Genomic DNA, 21,219 nt, shown 5'->3' on the forward strand with positions numbered 1-21,219 from the left:
CGGATCGCGGTTCAGTCGCGACCGTTCGGCTCGCCACCACCGAGGTGATGCACGGGATCGTGGGGGTTCGCCACGTTCGATCGCCACAGGCGCGGGTTCGGTCGCACCGGGCCGCCGAGCCGACCGGTGGCGTCCGCGTCCGGGCCACGGCCGTCGCCCGGAAAGCGTCGCGTTTCGCGAGAGCCTCGGAGGTTCACGAGGCCGATCACCACCAGCACGCCGCCGACCAGATACGCCGGCCACGCCGCACGCACGCCGGTGACGAGCCCCTCGCCCACGGCGTAGGTGAGGCCGCAGACGGCTGCACCGAGCGCGATCAGGAGAAGGCCGACCCGACGATCGCTCATCATCCCTCCGTCCGCTGCATGAAGCGGCCTCAGCGTTGCCGGTTGTTGTCCGAGATCGAGCCGGCGCGTTCGCCCTCGCCCTCCGACTTCGGTTTGTCGCCGAACTTCAGCCAGCCGAGGAAGAGCATGATCAGGCCCATGGCGACGATCGGCGTGTTGCCGTCGAGGCCGATGCCGTAGCCGAGGTAGTTGATCGCACCCATGGCCAGCATGGCCAGCCCGATCACGATCATCAACCCGCCGAGCAGTTTCGCACCCATCACCGTCTCCCGAAACGTTCCGCCCGGAAGGGCGTGAGGTCCACCAGCGGCTTTTCACCCGAGATCGCCTCGGCGATCAAGCGTCCCGAGATCGGCCCGTGGGTGAAGCCGAGGTGCGCATGGCCGAAATCGAGCCACATGTCCGGCACGCCCGGCGCCGGTCCGATGATCGGCAACCCGTCCGGCAGCGTCGGCCGCTTGCCGAGCCAGGGCTCGGGATCGACCTCGGCGCCGAGCGGAAACAGCGCCCGCGCCACTGGTTTCAGCCGTTCCAGCTGCACCGGCGTCGGCGGCGCGTCGCGTTCGGCGAACTCGATGCCGGTCGTCAGCCGGATGCCCTTGAGCATCGGCGTGATGACGTAGCCCTTCTCGATGTCGACGATCGGCCGCGACAACCCGGCCTCGCCCTTCGGCGCGAAATGCATGTGGTAGCCGCGCTTCGCCGCCAGGGGAAAACGCAGATCGAAGCGGTCGAGCAGGTCGTTCGACCACGGCCCCAGCGCCACCACCACGTGGGTGGCGGCGAGGTCGCCGTCTTCGGTCGAGACCACCCAGCCTTCGCCGCCACGTCTGAGCGACCGCGCATCGCCGCGCGCCACGACACCGCCGCGCGCCATGAAGAGATCGGCGTAGGCCTTGGTCACCCCCTCCGGCCAACTGACCGACTGGGTCTCCGGCCAGAACACCGCGCCCACTCCGGTCGGCGTCAGGTCCGGTTCCAGCTCCTTCAGTTCGGCCATCGTGAGATGGCGGTATTCGATGCCGTATTGATCTGCGAAGTCGTGCAGGCTCGCGGCATCCGCCAGCCCCTTGTGGCTGCGATAGAGCCGCACCCAGCCGGTCTCGCGGAAGAAGGCCTCGGCCCCCGCCTCCTTCGCCAGCGCCCGATGTTCGGGGATCGAATGACGCGACAGCGCTTCGACGGCGGCCGCGAACCGGACGATGCCGGCGGTGTCGGTCGCCTGTCGGAGCTGCCACAGCCAAGGCAGGATCTTCGGCAGGAAGGAGAGATGGTAGTGCGCCTCGGTCGAGAGATTGAGGCCGTAGCGGATCAGCGCCCCGATCTCGCGCGGGAAACCGACCGGGACGAGACCCTCGCGCTCGACGACACCGGCGTTGCCGTAGCTCGTCTCCTCGCCGACGCCGCGGCGATCGAGCATCACCACCCGCTTGCCCTTCGTCTGGAGATGCAGCGCGGCCGAAGTGCCGACCATGCCGGCGCCGAGGACGATCACGTCGGTGGAAATCAATCCTGCCTCCCGCAGAGGTGCCCGAGCGGTCGGTCGGGCGTGCACGACGAGGGGCGTCGCGCGAGTGGGCGGATCGTGCCCGCCCACCTCGGCGGAAGCAAGGCGACCGACGCGGCGCCGCCATGCGACCTTCGGCCCCCGCCACGGCCGGCGAGTTGAGCCGGACGCCCGTTCCTGCTACTCCGGCGCCGAGATTTTCCGCCGAAACCCCGCCCGAAGCCCCGAGGTGCCCCATGATCCCGCGCTATTCGCGCCCCGAGATGACCGCCATCTGGGAGCCGCAGTCCCGCTTCCGCATCTGGTTCGAGATCGAGGCGCACGCCACCGATGCGCTGGCCGAGCTCGGCGTCGTGCCGAAGTCGGACGCCGAGGAGATCTGGAAGAAGGCGAAGAACGCCACCTTCGACGTCGCCCGCATCGACGAGATCGAGGCGGTGACCAAGCACGACGTCATCGCCTTCCTCACCCACCTCGCCGAGATCGTCGGCCCCTCGGCCCGCTTCGTCCACCAGGGCATGACCTCGTCGGACGTGCTCGATACCTGCCTGTCGGTGCAGTTGAAGCGCGCGAGCGACCTGCTCGTCGCCGGCGTCGACCGGGTGCTGGCCGCGCTGAAGACCCGCGCCTACGAGCACAAGCACACCCCGACCATCGGCCGCTCGCACGGCATCCATGCCGAGCCGGTGACCTTCGGCCTGAAGCTCGCGGAAGCCTACGCCGAGTTCACCCGCAACCGCGCCCGGCTGGTGGCGGCGCGTGACGAGATCGCCACATGTGCGATCTCGGGCGCCGTCGGCACCTTCGCCAACATCGATCCGCGCGTCGAGGCGCATGTCGCGAAAGAGATGGGCCTGACCATCGAGCCGGTCTCGACCCAGGTCATCCCGCGCGATCGCCATGCCATGTTCTTCGCCGTCCTCGGCGTCGTCGCCTCGTCGATCGAGCGCGTGGCGATCGAGATCCGCCACCTGCAGCGCACCGAGGTCCTGGAAGCGGAGGAGTATTTCTCCCCCGGCCAGAAGGGCTCCTCGGCGATGCCGCACAAGCGCAACCCCGTCTTGACCGAGAACCTGACGGGCCTCGCCCGCATGGTCCGCGCCTATGCCCTGCCGGCGATGGAGAACGTGGCGCTGTGGCACGAGCGCGACATCTCCCACTCCTCGGTCGAGCGCATGATCGGCCCCGATGCCACCGTCACCCTCGACTTCGCGCTGAACCGCCTCGCCGGCGTGATCGAGAAGCTGGTGGTCTACCCCGAGCGCATGGCCGGCAACATGGACCGCCTCGGCGGCCTCGTGCACTCCCAGCGCATTCTGCTGGCGCTCACCCAGGCCGGCGTGTCGCGTGAGGACGCCTATCGCCTCGTCCAGCGCAACGCCATGAAGGTGTGGGACAGCTACCAGAAGACCGGTGCCGCCACCGTCGACTTCCTCGCCGAGTTGTTGGCCGATGAGGACGTCCGCAGGGCGTTGTCCGAGGAGGAGATCCGCGAGAAGTTCGACCTCGGCTATCACCTCAAGCACGTCGACACGATCTTCGCCCGAGTGTTCGGGGAGAACCGGAGCGGTCGGCGAGCGATCGGCATTTGACGCGCGCGCAGTGGCTCGTTCGGAAGTTGCGCGATGGTTCGAGACGGACGCCTCCGGCGTCCTCCTCACCATGAGGCGCTTGTTTTGGTTGGATGATCCAACAACGCCTCATGGTGAGGAGGTGTTCCGGAGGAACACCGTCTCGAACCATCGCGTACCATGCGCCGACATCCCCCTCGCCTGCCCGCGCGGTCGGCGCTACCCTCGCCCTTCGCTCTCACCTGCGAGGCCCACCCATGCCCTTTTCGCTCGCCGACATCGACATCCTGCTCGTCCCCGGCCGCGGCAATTCCGATGCGTTCCACTGGATGTCGGCCTGGGCCGCGGCGATCCCCAATTCGTCGCGCGTGCTCCAGACCGAATGGGAGAAGCCGCAGCCCGGCGACTGGATCGGCCGTCTCGACGCCGCGATCCGGACGACCCCGCGCCGCTGCGTCGTCATCGGCCACTCGCTCGCCGTCGCCACCATCGTCAAATGGGCCGACGCGGCGTCCTCCGCCGACCTCGCCAAGGTCGCCGGCGCGCTGCTCGTCTCGCCGACCAACGTCGAGGATCCCGATCCGTCCTTCGACACGGTGCGCCCCTTCGCGCCGATGCCGATGCGCCCCCTGCCCTTCCCGGCGATGGTGCTGGCCTCGCGCGACGATCCGCGCGTCACGTTCGCTCGCGCCATCGAATGCGCCACCGCCTGGGGCGCCGAACTGGTCGACGTCGGCGAACTCGGCCATATCGGCAATCTGCAGCGCCTCGGCATCTGGCCCGAGGGTCTGATCCACCTCGGTCGTCTGCTCGACCGCATCGGATGAGGCGCGTCGTCCGCGCGGGAGATCGCCGGTCGTGGATGGCGGTGGGATGAGGCGACCTCAATCCGTCGACGTGTGATCGGCGCGCGAGCTCTCCACCGCCTCCGGGGCCGGGAACTTGACCGAGGTGTAGCGCAGCACCAGCACCGAGATCGCCATGATCAGCGTGCCACCGGCCATGATCAGGATCCCCATGTCCGGCTTCGGTTCATGGTTGATGTAACCGATCAGATGGCGCGTCAGCGCGGTGATGCCGACATAGACGAGGAAGCGCACCGGCATTCGGTTGGTCTTGAAATAGATCCCGACCATCGAGCCGATCTCGAGATAGATGAAGAGCAGCAGCAGATCCTCGATCGAGGCGTGCCCCTTGGCGATCATCCCGGTGAAGGCATGTATCGCCGCCCACACCGTCGCCCCGCCGATGGCGAACAGACCGATGAAATGAAACGTCTCGGTGAGGAGATCGCCGACCGGATCGGCCATCCGCCGCATCCGATGGTTCACCGTTCTGATGCCCTCGAGGTCCATCGCCATCCCCTCCCCCACCGGAGACACGGCCCGCCGGTCCGCCGCGCGGCGCCGGAAGGCTCGCTCCTTTCCTACGACCGGGAGACCCAGGAATTCCAGATGACGGATCGACGCGAGTCGCCCCCATACCGAGCCGACGATGTGTCGACCTTTTCGAAACATCGTCGGCGAAGGCGAGCCCGAACGGGCGTCGCCCGGCCGGGCCGTGACACTCGTGAAATTCGGACCAACCGAATTTCACGAGCCCGGTATCAGTCGCTCGTCCGCCCCGGTGAGCCGCCGGCGGAGGTCGCGGTCTTCTCCATCTCGTCGAGCATCGCCGCGATGCCGGCCGCCACGTACATCTGGTCCCAGCCGACGGTGACGAAGGAGAAGCCCTTGGCACGGAAGGCAGCGGCCCGTTCCGCCGGGCCGCCGAAGATCCCGGCGATCTTGCCCGCGGCGCGCGCCGTCGCGACGATGCGGTCGAGCGCGGCGTTCAGGATCGGATCGCGCGTGTCGGCGCGGTCGCCGTCGGTGAGCGCGATACAGAGGTCGTTGGGGCCGACGAAGACGCCGTCGATGCCGTCGACCGCCAGGATCTCCTCGACCGCCTCGACCGCCTCGCGCGTCTCGATCATCGCCAGCGCCAGGGTGCGATCGTTGGCCTCTCTCAGATAGGTCGGTGGCTCGACGCCGCCGAGCACCGACATCGCCCGCCCCGCTCCCCAGGAGCGGCGTCCGCGCGGCGGATACTTCACCTGTTCGGCGAAGGCCCGCGCCTGTTCGGCGGTGTCGATCATCGGTGCGATCACCCCGACGGCGCCGACGTCGAGCGACCGGGCAGCGAGCACGAAATCACCCACCGAAACCCGCACCAACGCCGGCTTGCCCGCCGCCGCGATCGCGGTGACGCAGGAGACGATCGAAGCGACGTCGTGCAGCCCGTGCTGCACGTCGAGGACGATCGGCGAGACCGGGCTCGCCGCCACCGCTTCGGCGAAATGGACCTCCGGCAGGCTGAACCAGCCGCCGACGAAGGCCTCCCCGGCCCTGAGCCGTTCGGCGAAGGAGAGCGCGGGATGGGATGCGGCGGTGTCGGTCATCGGTGCGCCTCGTCGCGGAAGGGCCTCTCCGCGTCGTGCCACGAGACGGGGCGACTGGCAATTCCGTTTCGTCGGCTCGCGTTCCGCCCCCACTCATGGGGAGAAACCGGCGAACCGTCCCCACCGGAAGAACCGGCCCGATCACGGCGAGAACCGTTCGGGGAACCTCGCCCATGACCCTTCATCGAGCCGACACCTACCGCCTCCGCTTCGACCGATATCTGCGGCAGGGAACGTCGATCGAACTTCCGCTGGAACGTAAGGACGATCTCTCCCCCGAGCGCTACGTCTGGCGCAGCCGCCGCGACGAGAAGGTGCGGCCGGCACATCGCGCCAACGATGGCCGCATCTTCTCCTGGTCCACGCCGCCGGAGACCGGCCACCCGGGAATGGAACCCGACTGTCGTTGCGTGGCGGTTCCCCACCGGGAGGGCGAAACAGAGTTCGCCGAACACACCTTCACCTCCGGCCTCGCATCGTCTTACGGACGTTGGGAGGACAGCGATTTCGTCTGGCACCTCTTCACCGGCGGCGGACGAACGGTCACCCTCGAGGAGATCGGCCACCTCCGCGAAATCGCCGAGTACCATGCCTATTCATCCGGCGGAGACGGCGCCTTCCGGCGGCTTTCGGATCAGATCGCCGACGCGGCTCGGGATTCGACACCCGGAAGCGTGCATCACGACTTCGGCAAAGCCAACGACTTCGGCGACGTGGCGTTCTCCCATGGGAACTCGACCGTCGCCGGGGCCTTCGATGGAACGGCCGAAAGACGAGGAAACATGATCTCGATAGCGGGCGAAACGAATTTCAACTTCTACGACGTATTCACCGGCCCGGTCGACCTGCGTGACTTCGCGGCATGATTGAGTTCGAACCCATTGAAATGGGAGTATTTTCTTCGACTTGCTTACACGATTGCCAGGATCAAGATCCTACCATCAGAAATACCAACTCCAGACAAAATTGAAGACGCCACGAAAATACTGAAAATTCTGACAGTTATAGGCGGAACGCTGTACGAGATGGTCGGACATTGGACAGCTTCGTTCCGCGCAGATATCTTCGCCGACCGAGCGATCATCTCGTATTTCGATCCGAATCGAAGGTGAAATTTGCCCCACCTCGACGAGCCCTCGCCCGCCCCTCTCAGCCGTCTACAACAGGTTCTCTGGGTCGTCGCGGCGGTGATCGTCGTCTACCCTCTCCTGGTGCTCTATGCGCGGTTCGATAAGGAATACGCTCTTCCGAACGGTACCGTGCTCGTCCGTGCCCTCGACTGGAAGAAAGGGACCCGCATCGACCTGCGCCGATGGACCTACGGCGAGCCACTGATCCGTGACATCGAGTTCCTCTGCTTCGACGACGAGGCCATGCGCGTGATCACCTTTTCGAGCGGCAACTACATCTGGCTGGGCGGAAACGAGCCGATCGTTCGAGGGAGAGACCCCGATTATTCCGACGTCGTGCGCAAGAGCGGCCTCTTGCGGGATGACGGAAGATGCGTCGGTTACTTCGCCACCAATATCGGCGGCGACCTGCTGTTGGACGACCCCTTCTACGATTGGCGCTATACGAAGCCGGGCGCGCCTTGGTGCCCGCCCGGCCACCCCTGCCGGGCGCGACCGTCGGCGCCGGCACCCGAACGACCGTCGGCGACGACGCCCGAACGACCGGCGAAGTGATCGCGATGCCGCCATCCTCGTCGAAGTCGCCGAGGCGAAAACTCGGAGCATCGACGTCGGACCGATCGTGGGTGGCACGAGGGACCGAAACGCATGAAAAAGCGCGCGGACCCGATCGGATCCGCGCGCCGAAATCGTCTCGCTCGACCGAGCCCGCGGGCTCGGATCAGCCCTGGGTCTTGATCTGCTCGATCGCCGTGGCCATCAGCTCTTCCATGGCGCGGCGAATCTGGTGGTCGGACTGGCCGACGTTCGCAGCGTCGAAATCCTTGCGGATCTTGCGGAAGACGTCCTCGTCGCCGGCCTCTTCGAAATCGGCCGCGACCACTTCCTTGGCGTAGTCCGCCGCCTTGTCGCCGGAAAGCCCGAGCTTTTCCGCCGCCCACAGGCCGAGCAGCTTGTTGCGGCGGGCCGAAGCCTTGAACTGCAGCTCTTCGTCGTGGGCGAACTTCTTCTCGAAGGCCTCTTCGCGCTTGTCGAACGTGGTCATGTCCCGAAATCTCCTGGAAAACCGCGAAGGCATCGCGTATAGGGGGGCCCTTGTCGAGGCACTGATAGCGCCCGACGACCCGCAAATCAACGGGACCTTCGACGACCCGGCGTCGCACCGTCCCGTCTCCTCGTGTCCCCGCCGCAGCGTAGCGCCGCATGGCCGCTCACATTGTGAAGGCGGGTCGCATCGGATAATGTGGGCTCGTCGGCGCGCGGGACGTGGGGAGATTCCCCGCACCCGCGCGTCGTCCTTCGGTGGAGGCCGGCGGCGAAAGCCGGTTTCCGTGGGAGGTCGTCCGCGCGCCTCGTCGTCGTCGCGCCCCGGTCGAACCGGACGCGGCAACCGGCCCGCACCCGGACGGGCCGCTCTCGGAGGCCTCCGGCCGAATGGATTTCCTCTTCAGACCACGGTACGTACCCATGAATCGTCGGCGCCGCATCTACGAAGGCAAGGCCAAGATCCTCTACGAGGGTCCCGAACCGGGAACGCTCATCCAGCACTTCAAGGATGACGCGACCGCGTTCAACGCCAAGAAGCACGCCGTCATCGACGGCAAGGGCGTGCTCAACAACCGCATCTCCGAGTTCGTCTTCAACCAGCTCAACGCGCTGGGTGTGCCGACTCACTTCATCAAGCGCCTCAACATGCGCGAGCAGTTGATCCGCGAGGTCGAGATCATCCCGCTCGAGGTGGTGGTGCGCAACGTCGCCGCCGGGTCCCTCTCGACCCGTCTCGGCATCCCCGAGGGGACCCAGCTGCCGCGCTCGATCATCGAGTTCTACTACAAGAACGACGAGCTCAACGACCCGATGGTGTCGGAGGAGCACATCACGGCGTTCGGCTGGGCGAGCCCGCAGGACATCGACGACATCATGGCGCTCGCCATCCGCGTCAACGACTTCCTCTCCGGCCTGTTCCTCGGCGTCGGCATCCGTCTGGTCGACTTCAAGATCGAGTTCGGCCGGCTGTGGGAAGGCGACATGATGCGCATCGTGCTCGCCGACGAGATCTCGCCCGACAGCTGCCGCCTGTGGGACCAGTCGACCGGCGACAAGCTCGACAAGGACCGCTTCCGTCGCGACCTCGGCGGCATGCTCGAGGCCTACCAGGAAGTCGCCCGCCGCCTCGGCATCCTCAACGACAACGTCACCCCCGCCGCCGGCTCCGGCCCGACGCTGGTGGAGTGAGGCGCGATCCGCGCGATCGGTCGGATGAAACGAAAAGGCCGGCGCCGCGAGGCGCCGGCCTTTCTCGTCGCGAAATCGAATCGACGACGAGATCGCTCACCCCGCCAGCCACTTCGCCACGTCTTCCGCCTTCGGCAAGCCGCCGGCATGGACGACCTTGCCGTCGACGACGATGCCCGGCGTCGCCGCGATGCCGAAACCGGCGATCGCCGCGTAGTCGGTGACCTTCTCCAGCGCGATCTCGAGCCCGAGCTTCGCCGCTTCCGTCTTCACCAGCTCGGCCGTCGCCTCGCAACGTTTGCAGCCCGGCCCCAACACTTTGACGGTCTTCATCGGAAGTCTCCCGGTCTTCGCTCTTCTCAACCGAAGAGCGCGTTGAAGAGGTAGCCCACCGCCAGGATGCCGAGACCGACGACACCGACGAAGACGGCGATCAGACGGTCGGTCAGCACCTTGCGCAGGATCAGGAGTTCGGGCGCGGAGAGCGCGATGACGCTCATCATGAAGGCGAGCACGGTGCCGAGCGCCGCGCCCTTGGCGATCAGCGCCTCGACCACCGGCACGATTCCCGCGGCGTTGGAATACATCGGGATGCCGACCACCACCGCCGCCGGGACCGACCACCACGCCCCGCGCCCCATGATCGAGGCGAGCAGGTCCGCCGGCACCCAGCCGTGGATGAACGCCCCGACGGCGATGCCGGCGAGGATCCATGCCCATACCTTGCCGACGATATCCTTCACCGCGTCGACGCCGGCCCTGAGCCGATCGACCACGTCGAGGTCTTCGGGCGGCAGATCGACCGCCCCGGCACGCACCGCCTTGACCCAGTCCTGCAGCCAGCCTTCGAGATGGAAGCGGCCGATGACGAAGCCGGCGACGATCGCCACGCCGAGGCCGAAGGCGAGATAGGTCGCCGCCACCTTCCAGCCGAGCAGGGCGAAGAGCAGGCCGAGCGCCACCTCGTTGACCATCGGCGCGGCGATCAGGAAGGAGAAGGTGACGCCGAGCGGCACCCCGGCCGAGACGAAGCCGATGAACAGCGGCACCGCCGAGCACGAGCAGAACGGCGTGACGATGCCGAGTGAGGCCGCGGCGACGTTGCCGACCCCTTCGGCACGGCCGGCGAGCAGCGCCCGCGTCCGCTCCGCCGAGAAGAAGCTGCGCACCACGCCCATGACGAAGACCACCAGGGTGAGCAACATCAACACCTTGGGCGTGTCGTAGAGGAAGAAGGCGACCGCCTCGGCCGCGTGGCTGCCGGGGGCGAGCGGCAACGCCGCCGTCGCCCGGTCGGCGAGCAGCTTCAACTGGCCATAGACGAGCCACCACAGAACGAGTGCGGCGAGCGTGCCGCCGATCCACAGGGCCCGCGACGAGGTCGGGGATTTCGGCGCGGGCCCTGCCCCACAGGATGTCACCCGACAGTCGCTCATGCCGCCGCCTCCTGCCCCGCCGTGTCGCCGGCATGCGCCAGCGCCGCATCGACCAACGCCGCGACCTCCGGCGCCAGCCGGACCGAACGGGTGTAGCGCACCCACTGGCGATCCCGCCGCCCGGTCACCAAGCCGGCCGCTTCGAGCACGCTCATGTGCCGCGACATCCGCGACTGGGTCGCCCCGAGCCGCTCCATGAGTTCGCAGACGCAGTGCTCGCGCCCGTCCCACAGGAGCCGGAGCGCCCCGAGACGGGTCGGTTCGGCGAGGGCCGAGAGGAGATCGACGGTTCGCTTCATCACCCTGCCCCTTGGCGCTTCGAAGACCGGCTCGGCGAACCCGGCGTGCGAATGGCTACATCGGTACCCGGGTACCAGCTACCGGCCGACGACCCGTCCCGCGAGTGCACCCGTTCGGATCGGCATTGATCAATATGCGCTCATGCGCATGAGCGATCAAGCGCATTTTGCTCCACGAGATCGGGGTTGGAAACGATGTCGACGACCCACGGGGTGCCGGACATTTCCTGGCCACGCCCCAGCTATCGGGACCGCATATTCGAAAAGGCCGTCGCGTCGATTCTCATGCGCGACCCTTCGAGATGGGTCTGCGCCCCCCGCGGGATGGAAAGTGTCGAACGACGCGAGCCGACCGAAGCCACCGGTACGGCTGTTCCGCTCTCTCCTCTCGGTTCGCCATCGCCGGGCCCGGCCCGGCGATCCAAGGGCCCATCTCCGAGCGGAGAGCCCGCCGGGTCGCCGGGTCGAGCCCGGCGATGACGGCTTGCAGTGGCTTTCCTCCATCGACGATGCCCACCGCTGCGGACACGAACGTATTCGACGTCGGGAGGCCACCCGTCCCGGAGCCTCCATCACGAGGCCCCGGCGTTTCATCGGCGAGCACCGGGCCCCCATGGTGAGGTGGCGCGCGTCGCGCGCCGTCTCGACCCATCGCACCCCACATTCGCCCGACTCGAAACGAAACCGGCCGGCGTCTCGCGACGCCGGCCGGCCGAAATCCAGGATCCGTGGACCACGTGGCCTCAGCGATAGAGGTCCTTGCGCGTCCACGGCAGGCCGGAGAAGCCCGAGCGGCGCCTCGAGGCGAGCGTCTGGTAGACCAGGATCGGGCCACGCTGGAAGCCGAGGGTCGTCATGGCGAAATAGGCGAGCCACAGCCGCGTCTTGGCCGCACCGACTTCCGCCTCCGCCCTGTCGCGGTTGGCGGCCAGCCGCTCGCTCCAGCACCGCGTCGTGCGCGAGAAGTGCTCGCGCCAGTTCTCGACGTCGTGGACCTCGAAGCCGAGACGCTCCAGGTTGGTCACCGTGAGGCCGATGTGGTCGAGTTCGCCGCCGGGGAAGATGCAGGTGGTGATGAACTTCATGTAGGCGGTCTGCTTGCGGAACTTCGAGAGGTCGCGCGTCGCCCGCCGCACCGACGCCTGGTGCAGGTAGAGCCCGCGCGGCTTCAGGAGCTTGTGCATCTGCAAGAAGTGGCGGTCGTGGTTGTCGAGGCCGACGTGCTCGAACATCTCGATCTGGGCGATCTTGTCGTAGACCTCCTCGCCCTCGATCTCGCGATAGTCCTTGAGCTCGAGCTTCACCTTGTCGGCGATGCCGAGGCGGGCGAGCTTGGCGGTGACGAAGTCGAACTGCTTCTGCGACAGGGTGACACCGTGGGCGGTGACGCCGTAGTTGCGGACCGCGTGGCAGATCAGACCGCCCCAGCCGCAGCCGATGTCGAGCAGATGGTCGCCCGGCTTCAGCCTGAGACGCCGACAGATCATGTCGAGCTTGAAGATCTGCGCATCCTCGAGCGTCGTCTCGTCGTCCTGGAAATAGGCCGACGAATAGACCATCTCGGGATCGAGGAAGAGCCCGAAGAACTCGTTCGACACGTCGTAGTGGAACTGGATCAGTTCCTTGTCGTTGCGACCGGATTCGGGCTTCTTCGCGACGTCGGCGGTATAGGCGTTACCGGCATCGATGGCGGCGACATCGCGGCGGGAGAAGACGAAGGGCAGCAGATTCTTGATCAGCCACCACTTGGACAGACCGCGCGCCGTCTTCAGCACCTTCATGTGGTCCCAACGCTCGATCGCCTCGAGCGGCGTGCCGCCGACGATGTCGAAGTCGCCCGCGGCGTAGAGCATGTAGACGGTCATCAGCTTCGGGCTGAGCAGCATGCGGCGGATGACGTCCGGATGAGCGATGCGGATACGGATGTCGTCGCGCGCCGACCTGCCGAGCGGCACCACTTCACCGTTCCACAATTCGAGCGACAGATCGGCGTCGACCTTCTCCGCCACATGGGCCGCGATACGCTTCGCCGCCTCGATCCGTGTGTCACCCGCCATGCTCGAAATCCCTCTCGCGGCCGCACCGCGCCATGCTTTCGATGAACCGCCCGGTTCTACAAGACGCGAGAAGGGCTGCCAACCTTCGATCCGGCGTGGTCGGCCGATCTCCTCGCCGAGTGTTCGGCTTGCCCCTCCTCGCGTCGCATGCTACGCGCGGGCTCGATCGAAGAAACGTCGGCGGACGGCGAGTCCGGACCGGCCTTTTCGGCGTTTCCGAGCCCGTGCCACCAGCCGAGGACGACCCCCATGAAAGCCCGCGTCACCGTCACCCTCAAGAACGGCGTTCTCGACCCCCAGGGCAAGGCGATCCAGGGGGCGCTGAAGAGCCTCGGCTTCGCCGGCGTCGACGACGTCCGCCAGGGCAAGCTGATCGAGCTCGAGCTGGCCACCTCCGACCGCGCCGCGGCCGAGGCCGAGGTCACCGCCATGTGCGAGAAGCTGCTCGCCAACACCGTCATCGAGAACTACCGGATCGAACTGGTCTGAGCCGCGCCGAGCCGCCGGCTCCGGGCGTCGCGACGCGCCTCTCGCGCCCGCGCCCGTCGCTCGAGACCTTCGGCCGCGGCCCGCTCCGCCCGGCCCCGTGACAGGATGAAGCCCATGAAGTCCGCCGTTCTCGTCTTCCCCGGCATCAATCGCGAACGCGACATGGCCCGCGCCTTCGAAGTGGTGACGGGCGTGAAGCCGGTCATGGTCTGGCACACCGAGACCGAACTGCCCGACGGCGTCGACGTCGTCGCCGTGCCCGGCGGCTTCTCCTACGGCGACTACCTGCGCTGCGGCGCCATCGCCGCCCGCTCGCCGATCATCGACGCGGTGAAGCGCCACGCCGACCGCGGCGGCTACGTGCTCGGCGTCTGCAACGGCTTCCAGATCGTCACCGAGATCGGCCTGCTGCCGGGCGCTCTGATGCGCAACGCCTCGCTGAAGTTCGTCTGCAAGGAGGTCCATCTGCGCGTCGACGACCCGACGACCGCCTTCACCTCCGCCTACACCGCCGGTCAGGTCATCCGCTGCCCGATCGCCCACGGCGAAGGCAACTACTACGCCGATCCCGAGACGCTCGCCCGTCTCGAGGGTGAGGGCCGCGTGGTCTTCCGCTACTGCGACGAACTCGGCCGCACCACCGAAGCCGCCGACCCGAACGGCTCGCTCAACCACATCGCCGGCATCGTCAACGAGCGCGGCAACGTGCTCGGCATGATGCCGCACCCGGAGAACCTGATCGAAGCACTGCAGGGCGGCACCGACGGCCGCGGCCTGTTCGAGAGCCTCGCCAAGGTGGCGTGAGCGATCCGCCGATCCCCGTTTCGCGCGTCTTTCCGCGCCAGCCTCACGAGGCGGACCCATGATCCCGAACGAAGTGAAGATCACCCCGGAACTCGTCGCCGAACACGGCCTCAAGCCGGACGAGTACCAGCGCATCCTCGATCTGATCGGCCGCGAGCCGACGCTGACCGAGCTCGGCATCTTCTCGGCCATGTGGAACGAGCACTGTTCCTACAAGTCGTCGAAGAAGTGGCTGAGGAAGCTCCCCACCAAGGGCGAGCGCGTCCTCATCGGCCCCGGCGAGAACGCCGGCGTCGTCGACATCGGCGACAATCAGGCCGTCGTCTTCAAGATGGAGAGCCACAATCACCCCTCCTACATCGAGCCCTATCAGGGCGCGACGACGGGTGTCGGCGGAATCCTGCGCGACGTCTTCACCATGGGCGCCCGGCCGATCGCGGCGATGAACGCCCTGCGCTTCGGTGAACCGGCCCATCCCAAAACCCACCACATCGTCTCCGGCGTCGTCGCCGGCGTCGGCGGCTACGGCAACTCCTTCGGCGTGCCCACGGTCGGCGGCGAGGTGAACTTCCACAAGCGTTACAACGGCAACTGTCTGGTCAACGCCTTCGCCGCGGGCCTCCTCGACGCCGACGAGATCTTCCTGTCGGAGGCCAAGGGCGTCGGCATGCCGGTGGTCTATCTCGGCTCGAAGACCGGCCGCGACGGCATCCACGGCGCCTCGATGGCCTCCGCCGAATTCGACGACAACTCGGCCGAGAAGCGCCCGACCGTCCAGGTCGGCGACCCCTTCTCGGAGAAGCTGCTGCTCGAGGCCTCGCTCGAACTGATGGCCTCCGGCGCCGTCATCGCCATCCAGGACATGGGCGCCGCGGGTCTGACCTGCTCGGCGGTCGAAATGGGCGCCAAGGGCAATCTCGGCCTCGAGCTGAACCTCGACGCGGTGCCGTGCCGCGAGCCGGGCATGACGGCTTATGAGATGATGCTGTCGGAGAGCCAGGAGCGCATGCTCATGGTGCTGCATCCGCATCTCGAGGAGAAGGCCGAAGCGATCTTCCGTAAGTGGGGCCTCGACTTCGCCATCGTCGGCTACACGACCGACACGTTGCGCTTCGTCGTCAAGCACCACGGCGACGTCATGGCCGACCTGCCGATCAAGGACCTCGGCGATCAGGCCCCCGAATACGATCGCCCCTGGGTCGAGCCGAAGAAACTCCCCGTCCTCGATCCGGCGGCGACCCGGGCCCCCGACGACTACGGCAAGGCGTTGCTCGACCTCCTCGGCAGCCCCAACCTCTCCTCGCGCCGCTGGGTGTGGGAGCAGTACGATCACCTGATCCAGGGCAACACCGTGCAGCGCCCCGGCGGCGACGCCGCGGTCGTCCGCGTCGAGCGCCCGAACGGCGGCAAGGCCAAGGGCCTCGGCTTCACCTGCGACGTCACGCCCCGCTACGTCGAGGCCGATCCTTTCGAGGGCGGCAAGCAGGCGATCGCCGAGAGCTGGCGCAATCTCTCCGCCGTCGGCGCCTTACCCGTCGCAGTGACCGACAACCTCAACTTCGGCAATCCCGAGCGACCCGAGATCATGGGCCAGTTCGTCAAGGCGCTGGAGGGTCTCGGCGAGGCCTGTCGGGCGCTCGACATGCCGATCGTCTCCGGCAACGTCTCGCTCTACAACGAGACCAACGGCGTCGCCATTCTGCCGACCCCGGCGATCGGCGCCGTCGGCTTGATGGACGACGTGACGAAGACCGTCGGCGTCGCCTTCGCCCACGACGAAGATGTCGTCGTGCTGATCGGCGAGACCACCGGCTGGATGGGTCAGTCCTCCTATCTCTCCGAACTCTTCGGCCTGGAAGAGGGCGCGCCGCCGCCGGTCGACCTCGCGGTCGAGAAGAAGAACGGCGATTTCGTCCGCGAGGCCGTCATCGCCGGCCGCGTCACCGCCGCCCACGATCTCTCCGACGGCGGCCTCCTGGTGGCGTTGGCCGAGATGGCCATGGCCGGCAAGAAAGGCGCCCGCATCCTCCTGCCGGAGATCGACATCGCCCTCCACGCCTTCCTCTTCGGCGAGGATCAGGCGCGCTACGTCGTCACCGCTTCCCCGGCCGAGGCGTCGAAGCTGATCGTCGACGCCGCCATGGCCGGCGTCCCGGCCACCGCCATCGGCGCGGTCGGGGGTGACGCCCTCGTGATCGGCGAGCACTTGAACGTCGCCGTCACCGACCTAATTGATCGGCACGAATCTTGGTTCCCCGGTTACATGAGCGGCGTCTGAGCCGCTCGAACCGGACATCGACGCCTCCCGGTGTCGGCATCGCGACGATCGCGTCGACATCGGGACAACGAAGGGGAGACGACGACGCATGGCGATGACCGCCGACGCAATCGAGAAGCTGATCAAGGACGCCTTTCCGCAGGCTTCCGTGCGGATCACCGACCTCGCCGGCGACGGCGACCATTGGGCCGCGGAGGTGGTGACGCCGGAGTTCGCCGGCAAGTCGCGCGTCCAGCAGCACCAGATGGTCAACGCCGCGCTGAAGGAGGCCCTCGCCGGCCCCCTGCACGCCCTGTCGCTGACCACCCGCGCTCCGGCGTGATCCCCCGTTCGAATTCCGAGTCCATCGCGGGCCCTCGTCCCGCCGCATGAAAGGAAACACGCCGATGTCCGACATCCAGACCGCCATCGACGCCGAAGTGAAGGCCAACGACGTCCTGCTCTTCATGAAGGGCACCCCGAAGATGCCGATGTGCGGCTTCTCCGGCCAGGTCGTGCAGATCCTCAGCCACCTCGGCGTGCCCTTCAAGGGCGTCAACATCCTCGAGTCCGACGAGCTGCGTCAGGGCGTCAAGGACTACTCCAACTGGCCGACCTTCCCGCAGCTCTACGTCAAGGGCGAGTTCGTCGGTGGCGCCGACATCACCCGCGAGATGTTCCAGGCCGGCGAGCTGCAGGCCATGCTCAAGGACAAGGGCCTGATCGGCTGAGGCGGCGACAAGAGCGCAACGAGAATTGTCGGAACGCGCATTCGCTCTCGAAGGTGTAAGAAGCAGATCGTGCCGACGGTAGCTATTCGATGCCGTCGCCACCTATTTACGGGCGCCTTCGGGCGCCCTTTTCTTTTGGAGATTCCCATGCTGCAGACCGCCGTATTCGTCGATGCCGGATATCTTCACGCGCAGGGATCGGTAGCAGCGGTCGGTAACAAGCGGAAACGTCACGAAATCAATCTGAATTTGCCGGGAGTGCTCGATGCCCTGAGTAGCCTGGCGAAACAGGCAGCCCCCGATGCCCGTCTGTTGCGCATCTATTGGTATGATGGCCTCACTCGAGGAGGACGATTGAATGCCGAACAATCGACGCTATCGGTCAGTCGCGACGTGAAACTCCGCTTGGGCATGGTCAACAGCCACGGGGAACAGAAGGGCGTCGACAGCCTCATCGTAACCGATCTGATCGACTTGGCGCGCAACCGAGCCATCACCGATGCCGTGATCCTGTCGGGTGACGAAGATATATGAGTGGGGGTACAGGTCGCCCAGACCTTCGGCGTGCGCATTCACCTACTCGGAATTGAACCGGCACGCGGTTCACAGTCACCTGACCTGATTCAGGAAGCCGACACCACGACCGAATGGACCAAGGCCATCGTATCGACTTGGCTTTCTGTATCAGGGTCGGAATCGGTGCCGATCGCGACGCCCTCGAAGCAAACAGAAACGACGGTAGCGCTTCCTCCCGCCTCCCCGACCAGCATTACGGAACAGATCTTCGACGAGGTGATTGCCAACCTAACCGGTGAAAAACTGTCCGAAATCTGCAAATACATCGACGACAATTTCGATTCCATTCCCGCCGAATATGACCGCCCCATGCTCGGAAAGTTGAAGGCTCGACTCGGAAGAAACCTTTCCTCGGCAGAGCGCGCAAAATACCGCGAGGAGGTGATCACCCTCATAAGGGCGAAAGTCGGAGAAACGATCAGCTGAGTATTCTCAATGGTTGTGGGGATCGTGCCCGCAGCCACACCCCGGGCCGTGGCTGTGGAGGCCGCCCTCCTCGGCCGCCGTCTCGCCGCGGCAATGGGCGCACAGACCCCTCACCTCGATCGTCCGCGCCGAAACGGCGAAGCCCGATTCCGTCGCGCGCGAGGCGATCAGGGCGTCGATCCCCTCCCCCGACCATTCCTCGACCTTGTGGCAGGCGGTGCACACCGCGAAGACCGTGCCCTTGGCGTGGTCCTGTCCGCAGCAGGCGAAATAGGCGCCGAGCCCTTCCAGCCGATGGATGTGCCCCGCCTTCACCAGCCGCTCGAGCGCGCGATAGACCACCGGCGGCGACTGCACCCCCTGCGGCCGCAACAGATCGAGCACCTGATAGGCGCTCATCGGCGTCGTCGCCTCGCGCAGCACCTCGAGCACCGCGTCGTCGGTTCGGGATCCGGGTCTCGCCATGGCTTCGCTGCTCCTCGTCGGCGGCGAGACTAGCCCATTTCACGCCGGCGGGCACACCCGGACCCGCGCCGCAGTTGCCCGTATCTCCGCCACCCGCCGTCGTCGCGACCGACGCGTTCACCACCCCGACTCTCCCGGCTTGGTTTCGCAGCCCCCATGGCCTATCTGTCGAAGAGGCTGCGATCGCCGACTCTTCGGCGATTCACGGCCGGTGAGGATCGACCGGACCGCACCCTGTGCGCCCGCCGGCCGGAACGAAGGGAACCGAGTGGTGGGCGCTGGGAACAACGGGGGAGTCGAGATGCGTCCGACCGGCACCCCGGCGGCGGTTCCGGTGTCCTTCACCCTGCGCGACCACGCTCGCCATCTCGCGCTCGGCGCCAAATTCGTCGCGATTTCGGCGACGCTCGAGACGATGCACCTGACGCGCGCCCATCGCCTCGCGCCCGACAGCTTGCGCGGACGCGGAGTGATCTTCACCCTCCATCATGTCCGCCCCTTCGATCCCGGCTCGTTCCACGCCTCCGCCCATCTCGAGATCACGCCGGAATTCCTCGACGCGCTGATCCGCCACGTCGTCGGGCTCGGCTACGAGCCGGTGCCCCTCGCCGACGTGCCGGCGCGCCTCGCCGCGCCCGAGGGCGGCCCCCGCTTCGCCGCCTTCACCCTCGACGACGGCTACCGCGACAACCTCGTCCACGCCCGCCCGGTGTTCGAACGCCACGGCGTGCCTTTCACCGTCTTCGCCACCTCGGGCTTCCTCACCCGCGAACGGACGGTGTGGTGGCTGACGCTGGAGAAGGTCGTCGCCACCGTCGACGATCTCTTCTGGGACACCGGTGACCGCCGGCTGCACTTCGCCTGCGCCCGCCCCCGCACCAAGGCGATGACCTTCCGCCGCGTCGTCGACTGGATGAACTCGGTCGACGAGGACTGGGCGATCTCCACCCTCGACCGCATCGCCGGCGAGCACGGCATTTCCGCCGCCGCCATCCTCGACCAGGAGGTGATGAACGCCGCCGAGCTGCGCCAACTCGCGGCCTCGTCGATGGCCACCATCGGCGCCCACACCTGGAGCCACGTCAACCTCAGGCGCGTCTCCCACGACCGCCTCGTCGAGGACATCGAGCGCGGCGTCGACGAGGTCGCCGCCATCCTCGGCCACCGGCCGACCGTCTTCGCCTACCCCTACGGCTCCCACGCCAGCGCCGGCATCCGCGAATACGCCGCCGCCCGCGGCTTCGACCTCGCCGTCACCACCGAACCGGGCACGTTGCGCACGAGCGACCTCGACCACCTCACCGCGCTGCCGCGCATCTCGATCAACGGCCACTACCAGCGCACCGCCTGGGTCGAGGTGCTGATGTCGGGTCTCCCCTTCGAGCTGATGCCGCATCACCAGCAACTCGACTGATACCGAGCTGACGAAGTTTCGGCCTTTTCGAAACACGGGCGGCGAAGGCGAGCCCGAACGGGCGTCGGCCGGCCGGGCCGTGACGCTCATGACAGTCGGATGAGTCCGAATGTCATGAGCCCGGTACGAGCCATCCTCGACGATGGTCCCGAACGATCATCGTCGTGCCATTTTTCTCGGCGACGGTCCGTACCGTGGTCGCTCCGCTCCACCGAAAATTCTTCTTCGATCCTTTCGCGATTCGATCGAATTTTCGTGTCGGGCACCGACGATTCATGCTGAAATGCCGATGTTTCGATGACTTGTGCCGACGAATTCGGCTCGAGTGATCGAAGATTCGTGAAATTCGGTGATGTGAATACGTAGGATCGTCGATGCTATGGACAAAAGTCGTAGGCTGCATGATCATGTTCATCGTAGTGACATCCATTCCGCGTAGGAGCGCACCAGATGAACGGCAGGCGGGGAGAAGGTCGGTGTGACGACCGCCACCCCGCATGAGGACACCATCGAGCCGGGCCGAGGACGGGACCCCGAGGCCCACAGAGGAGGACCCACCATGACACTGGACATCCGTGGCGCCGCCACCGAAGCCCTGGATCGGCGGGACTGGACCGACCCCCGCGTCGAACCGAGCCTCGCCGAGATCCTCTCCGACCCGATGATGGAACTCCTGTTCCGTCGCGACCATCTCCGCCGCGACAACGTCGAACACTTCCTGCGTGACCACGCCTCGCGGCTGGCGGAGAAATCGCTCTGACCTCTCCCCGCGCGGCGGCCTTGCGGTCGCGGCGCGGGTCGACGACCGACCGATGGAACGGTCCGAGACACGATATTTTCGAAGAGACCCTCTGATACCGGGCTGATGATTTTCGGACTCGTCCGAAATTCATCAGCGTTACGGCCTGACCGGCCGACGCCCGTTCGGGCTTGCCATCGCCCATGAAGTTCTGAACAGGTCAGAACTTCATGGGCTCGGCATGATGAGACCTGTGCGCGGATAGCCCTCGACGACCGTCTACTGACGTGATTCAC

The 21,219-nt window shown here is 66.7% G+C and carries 25 protein-coding genes; 14 read left to right on the forward strand and 11 right to left on the reverse strand.

Features of this window, described 5'->3' with window-relative positions; all coding sequences use genetic code 11:
- Positions 1-11: 11 nt before the first annotated feature.
- Genes V7Q42_RS05285 through V7Q42_RS05295 form a run of 3 tightly spaced genes read right to left on the reverse strand, consistent with a single transcriptional unit; the run spans position 12 to position 1,857 of the window.
- Positions 12-347: a hypothetical protein gene (locus V7Q42_RS05285; RefSeq protein WP_333822903.1), complete on the reverse strand. Its 336-nt coding sequence runs from the start codon at positions 345-347 to the stop codon at positions 12-14.
- Between the two features lie 29 nt (positions 348-376).
- Positions 377-607, reverse strand: coding sequence for a hypothetical protein (locus V7Q42_RS05290; protein WP_333822905.1), 231 nt, complete (start codon positions 605-607; stop codon positions 377-379).
- Positions 607-1,857, reverse strand: coding sequence for an NAD(P)/FAD-dependent oxidoreductase (locus tag V7Q42_RS05295; RefSeq protein WP_333822906.1), 1,251 nt, complete (start codon positions 1,855-1,857; stop codon positions 607-609). Before V7Q42_RS05295 ends, V7Q42_RS05290 begins: the two co-directional genes overlap by 1 nt.
- Before the next feature lie 233 nt (positions 1,858-2,090).
- Here V7Q42_RS05295 and purB point away from each other — a divergent pair, with 233 nt between their 5' ends.
- Together purB and V7Q42_RS05305 are read left to right on the forward strand one after the other, a co-directional pair.
- Positions 2,091-3,446 carry an adenylosuccinate lyase gene (purB, locus tag V7Q42_RS05300; RefSeq protein WP_333822907.1) on the forward strand — a complete coding sequence of 452 codons (1,356 nt, stop codon included), beginning with the start codon at positions 2,091-2,093 and terminating at the stop codon, positions 3,444-3,446.
- A gap of 236 nt (positions 3,447-3,682) precedes the next feature.
- The gene (locus V7Q42_RS05305; protein WP_333822909.1) at positions 3,683-4,252 is read left to right on the forward strand and encodes an RBBP9/YdeN family alpha/beta hydrolase; all 570 of its coding nucleotides are present in this window, start codon (positions 3,683-3,685) and stop codon (positions 4,250-4,252) included.
- A 57-nt stretch (positions 4,253-4,309) separates the two neighbouring features.
- On the opposite strand, the gene V7Q42_RS05310 is transcribed toward V7Q42_RS05305, so the two are convergent.
- Entirely contained in the window at positions 4,310-4,786 is a 477-nt protein-coding gene (locus tag V7Q42_RS05310; RefSeq protein WP_333822910.1) for a phosphate-starvation-inducible protein PsiE, read from the reverse strand.
- A 245-nt stretch (positions 4,787-5,031) separates the two neighbouring features.
- The gene (locus tag V7Q42_RS05315; protein ID WP_333822911.1) at positions 5,032-5,865 is read right to left on the reverse strand and encodes an HpcH/HpaI aldolase family protein; all 834 of its coding nucleotides are present in this window, start codon (positions 5,863-5,865) and stop codon (positions 5,032-5,034) included.
- Between the two features lie 95 nt (positions 5,866-5,960).
- Here V7Q42_RS05315 and V7Q42_RS05320 point away from each other — a divergent pair, with 95 nt between their 5' ends.
- Positions 5,961-6,731 (forward strand): phage minor head protein, encoded by a 771-nt coding sequence (locus V7Q42_RS05320; RefSeq protein WP_333822912.1) that lies wholly within the window; start codon positions 5,961-5,963, stop codon positions 6,729-6,731.
- Between the two features lie 249 nt (positions 6,732-6,980).
- Positions 6,981-7,550 carry a hypothetical protein gene (locus tag V7Q42_RS05325; RefSeq protein WP_333822913.1) on the forward strand — a complete coding sequence of 190 codons (570 nt, stop codon included), beginning with the start codon at positions 6,981-6,983 and terminating at the stop codon, positions 7,548-7,550.
- A 166-nt stretch (positions 7,551-7,716) separates the two neighbouring features.
- Here the strand turns inward: V7Q42_RS05325 and V7Q42_RS05330 are convergent, their stop codons facing one another.
- Positions 7,717-8,040: a DUF1476 domain-containing protein gene (locus tag V7Q42_RS05330; protein ID WP_333822914.1), complete on the reverse strand. Its 324-nt coding sequence runs from the start codon at positions 8,038-8,040 to the stop codon at positions 7,717-7,719.
- 389 nt (positions 8,041-8,429) lie between these two features.
- On the opposite strand from V7Q42_RS05330, the gene purC reads away from it, so the two are divergent.
- Positions 8,430-9,230 (forward strand): phosphoribosylaminoimidazolesuccinocarboxamide synthase, encoded by an 801-nt coding sequence (gene purC, locus V7Q42_RS05335; RefSeq protein ID WP_333822915.1) that lies wholly within the window; start codon positions 8,430-8,432, stop codon positions 9,228-9,230.
- A gap of 96 nt (positions 9,231-9,326) precedes the next feature.
- Here purC and V7Q42_RS05340 read toward each other — a convergent pair whose 3' ends face one another.
- From V7Q42_RS05340 to V7Q42_RS05355, 4 genes are all read right to left on the reverse strand, one after another.
- On the reverse strand, positions 9,327-9,563 hold the full coding sequence (locus tag V7Q42_RS05340; RefSeq protein ID WP_333822916.1) for a thioredoxin family protein: 237 nt from the start codon (positions 9,561-9,563) through the stop codon (positions 9,327-9,329).
- 26 nt (positions 9,564-9,589) lie between these two features.
- Positions 9,590-10,666, reverse strand: coding sequence for a permease (locus V7Q42_RS05345; RefSeq protein ID WP_333822917.1), 1,077 nt, complete (start codon positions 10,664-10,666; stop codon positions 9,590-9,592).
- Positions 10,663-10,965: an ArsR/SmtB family transcription factor gene (locus tag V7Q42_RS05350; RefSeq protein WP_333822918.1), complete on the reverse strand. Its 303-nt coding sequence runs from the start codon at positions 10,963-10,965 to the stop codon at positions 10,663-10,665. The genes V7Q42_RS05345 and V7Q42_RS05350 overlap by 4 nt, the downstream gene beginning before the upstream one ends.
- Before the next feature lie 743 nt (positions 10,966-11,708).
- A complete protein-coding gene (locus tag V7Q42_RS05355) occupies positions 11,709-13,022 on the reverse strand; it encodes a cyclopropane-fatty-acyl-phospholipid synthase family protein (RefSeq protein WP_333822919.1) in 1,314 nt (437 codons plus the stop codon).
- A gap of 249 nt (positions 13,023-13,271) precedes the next feature.
- On the opposite strand from V7Q42_RS05355, the gene purS reads away from it, so the two are divergent.
- From purS to V7Q42_RS05390, 7 genes are all read left to right on the forward strand, one after another.
- Complete coding sequence (gene purS / locus V7Q42_RS05360) at positions 13,272-13,511, forward strand: phosphoribosylformylglycinamidine synthase subunit PurS (protein ID WP_333822920.1); 240 nt, start codon at positions 13,272-13,274, stop codon at positions 13,509-13,511.
- A 114-nt stretch (positions 13,512-13,625) separates the two neighbouring features.
- Positions 13,626-14,315 carry a phosphoribosylformylglycinamidine synthase subunit PurQ gene (purQ, locus tag V7Q42_RS05365; RefSeq protein ID WP_333822921.1) on the forward strand — a complete coding sequence of 230 codons (690 nt, stop codon included), beginning with the start codon at positions 13,626-13,628 and terminating at the stop codon, positions 14,313-14,315.
- Between the two features lie 58 nt (positions 14,316-14,373).
- Complete coding sequence (gene purL / locus V7Q42_RS05370) at positions 14,374-16,593, forward strand: phosphoribosylformylglycinamidine synthase subunit PurL (RefSeq protein WP_333822922.1); 2,220 nt, start codon at positions 14,374-14,376, stop codon at positions 16,591-16,593.
- A gap of 88 nt (positions 16,594-16,681) precedes the next feature.
- Positions 16,682-16,915, forward strand: a complete 234-nt coding sequence (locus V7Q42_RS05375; RefSeq protein WP_333822923.1) for a BolA family protein — start codon at positions 16,682-16,684, stop codon at positions 16,913-16,915.
- Between the two features lie 64 nt (positions 16,916-16,979).
- Positions 16,980-17,303, forward strand: a complete 324-nt coding sequence (grxD, locus tag V7Q42_RS05380; protein WP_333822924.1) for a Grx4 family monothiol glutaredoxin — start codon at positions 16,980-16,982, stop codon at positions 17,301-17,303.
- Between the two features lie 147 nt (positions 17,304-17,450).
- Positions 17,451-17,837 (forward strand): NYN domain-containing protein, encoded by a 387-nt coding sequence (locus V7Q42_RS05385; RefSeq protein ID WP_333822925.1) that lies wholly within the window; start codon positions 17,451-17,453, stop codon positions 17,835-17,837.
- Positions 17,838-18,305 (forward strand): hypothetical protein, encoded by a 468-nt coding sequence (locus tag V7Q42_RS05390; RefSeq protein ID WP_333822926.1) that lies wholly within the window; start codon positions 17,838-17,840, stop codon positions 18,303-18,305.
- A 6-nt stretch (positions 18,306-18,311) separates the two neighbouring features.
- Here V7Q42_RS05390 and V7Q42_RS05395 read toward each other — a convergent pair whose 3' ends face one another.
- Complete coding sequence (locus tag V7Q42_RS05395; protein ID WP_333822927.1) at positions 18,312-18,770, reverse strand: Fur family transcriptional regulator; 459 nt, start codon at positions 18,768-18,770, stop codon at positions 18,312-18,314.
- A 301-nt stretch (positions 18,771-19,071) separates the two neighbouring features.
- Here V7Q42_RS05395 and V7Q42_RS05400 point away from each other — a divergent pair, with 301 nt between their 5' ends.
- A complete protein-coding gene (locus V7Q42_RS05400) occupies positions 19,072-20,184 on the forward strand; it encodes a polysaccharide deacetylase family protein (RefSeq protein WP_333822928.1) in 1,113 nt (370 codons plus the stop codon).
- A 559-nt stretch (positions 20,185-20,743) separates the two neighbouring features.
- Positions 20,744-20,944: a hypothetical protein gene (locus tag V7Q42_RS05405; RefSeq protein WP_333822929.1), complete on the forward strand. Its 201-nt coding sequence runs from the start codon at positions 20,744-20,746 to the stop codon at positions 20,942-20,944.
- Positions 20,945-21,219: the final 275 nt, after the last annotated feature.

This window comes from Pinisolibacter sp. (assembly GCF_036782435.1).
GTDB lineage: Bacteria > Pseudomonadota > Alphaproteobacteria > Rhizobiales > Ancalomicrobiaceae > CALBKH01.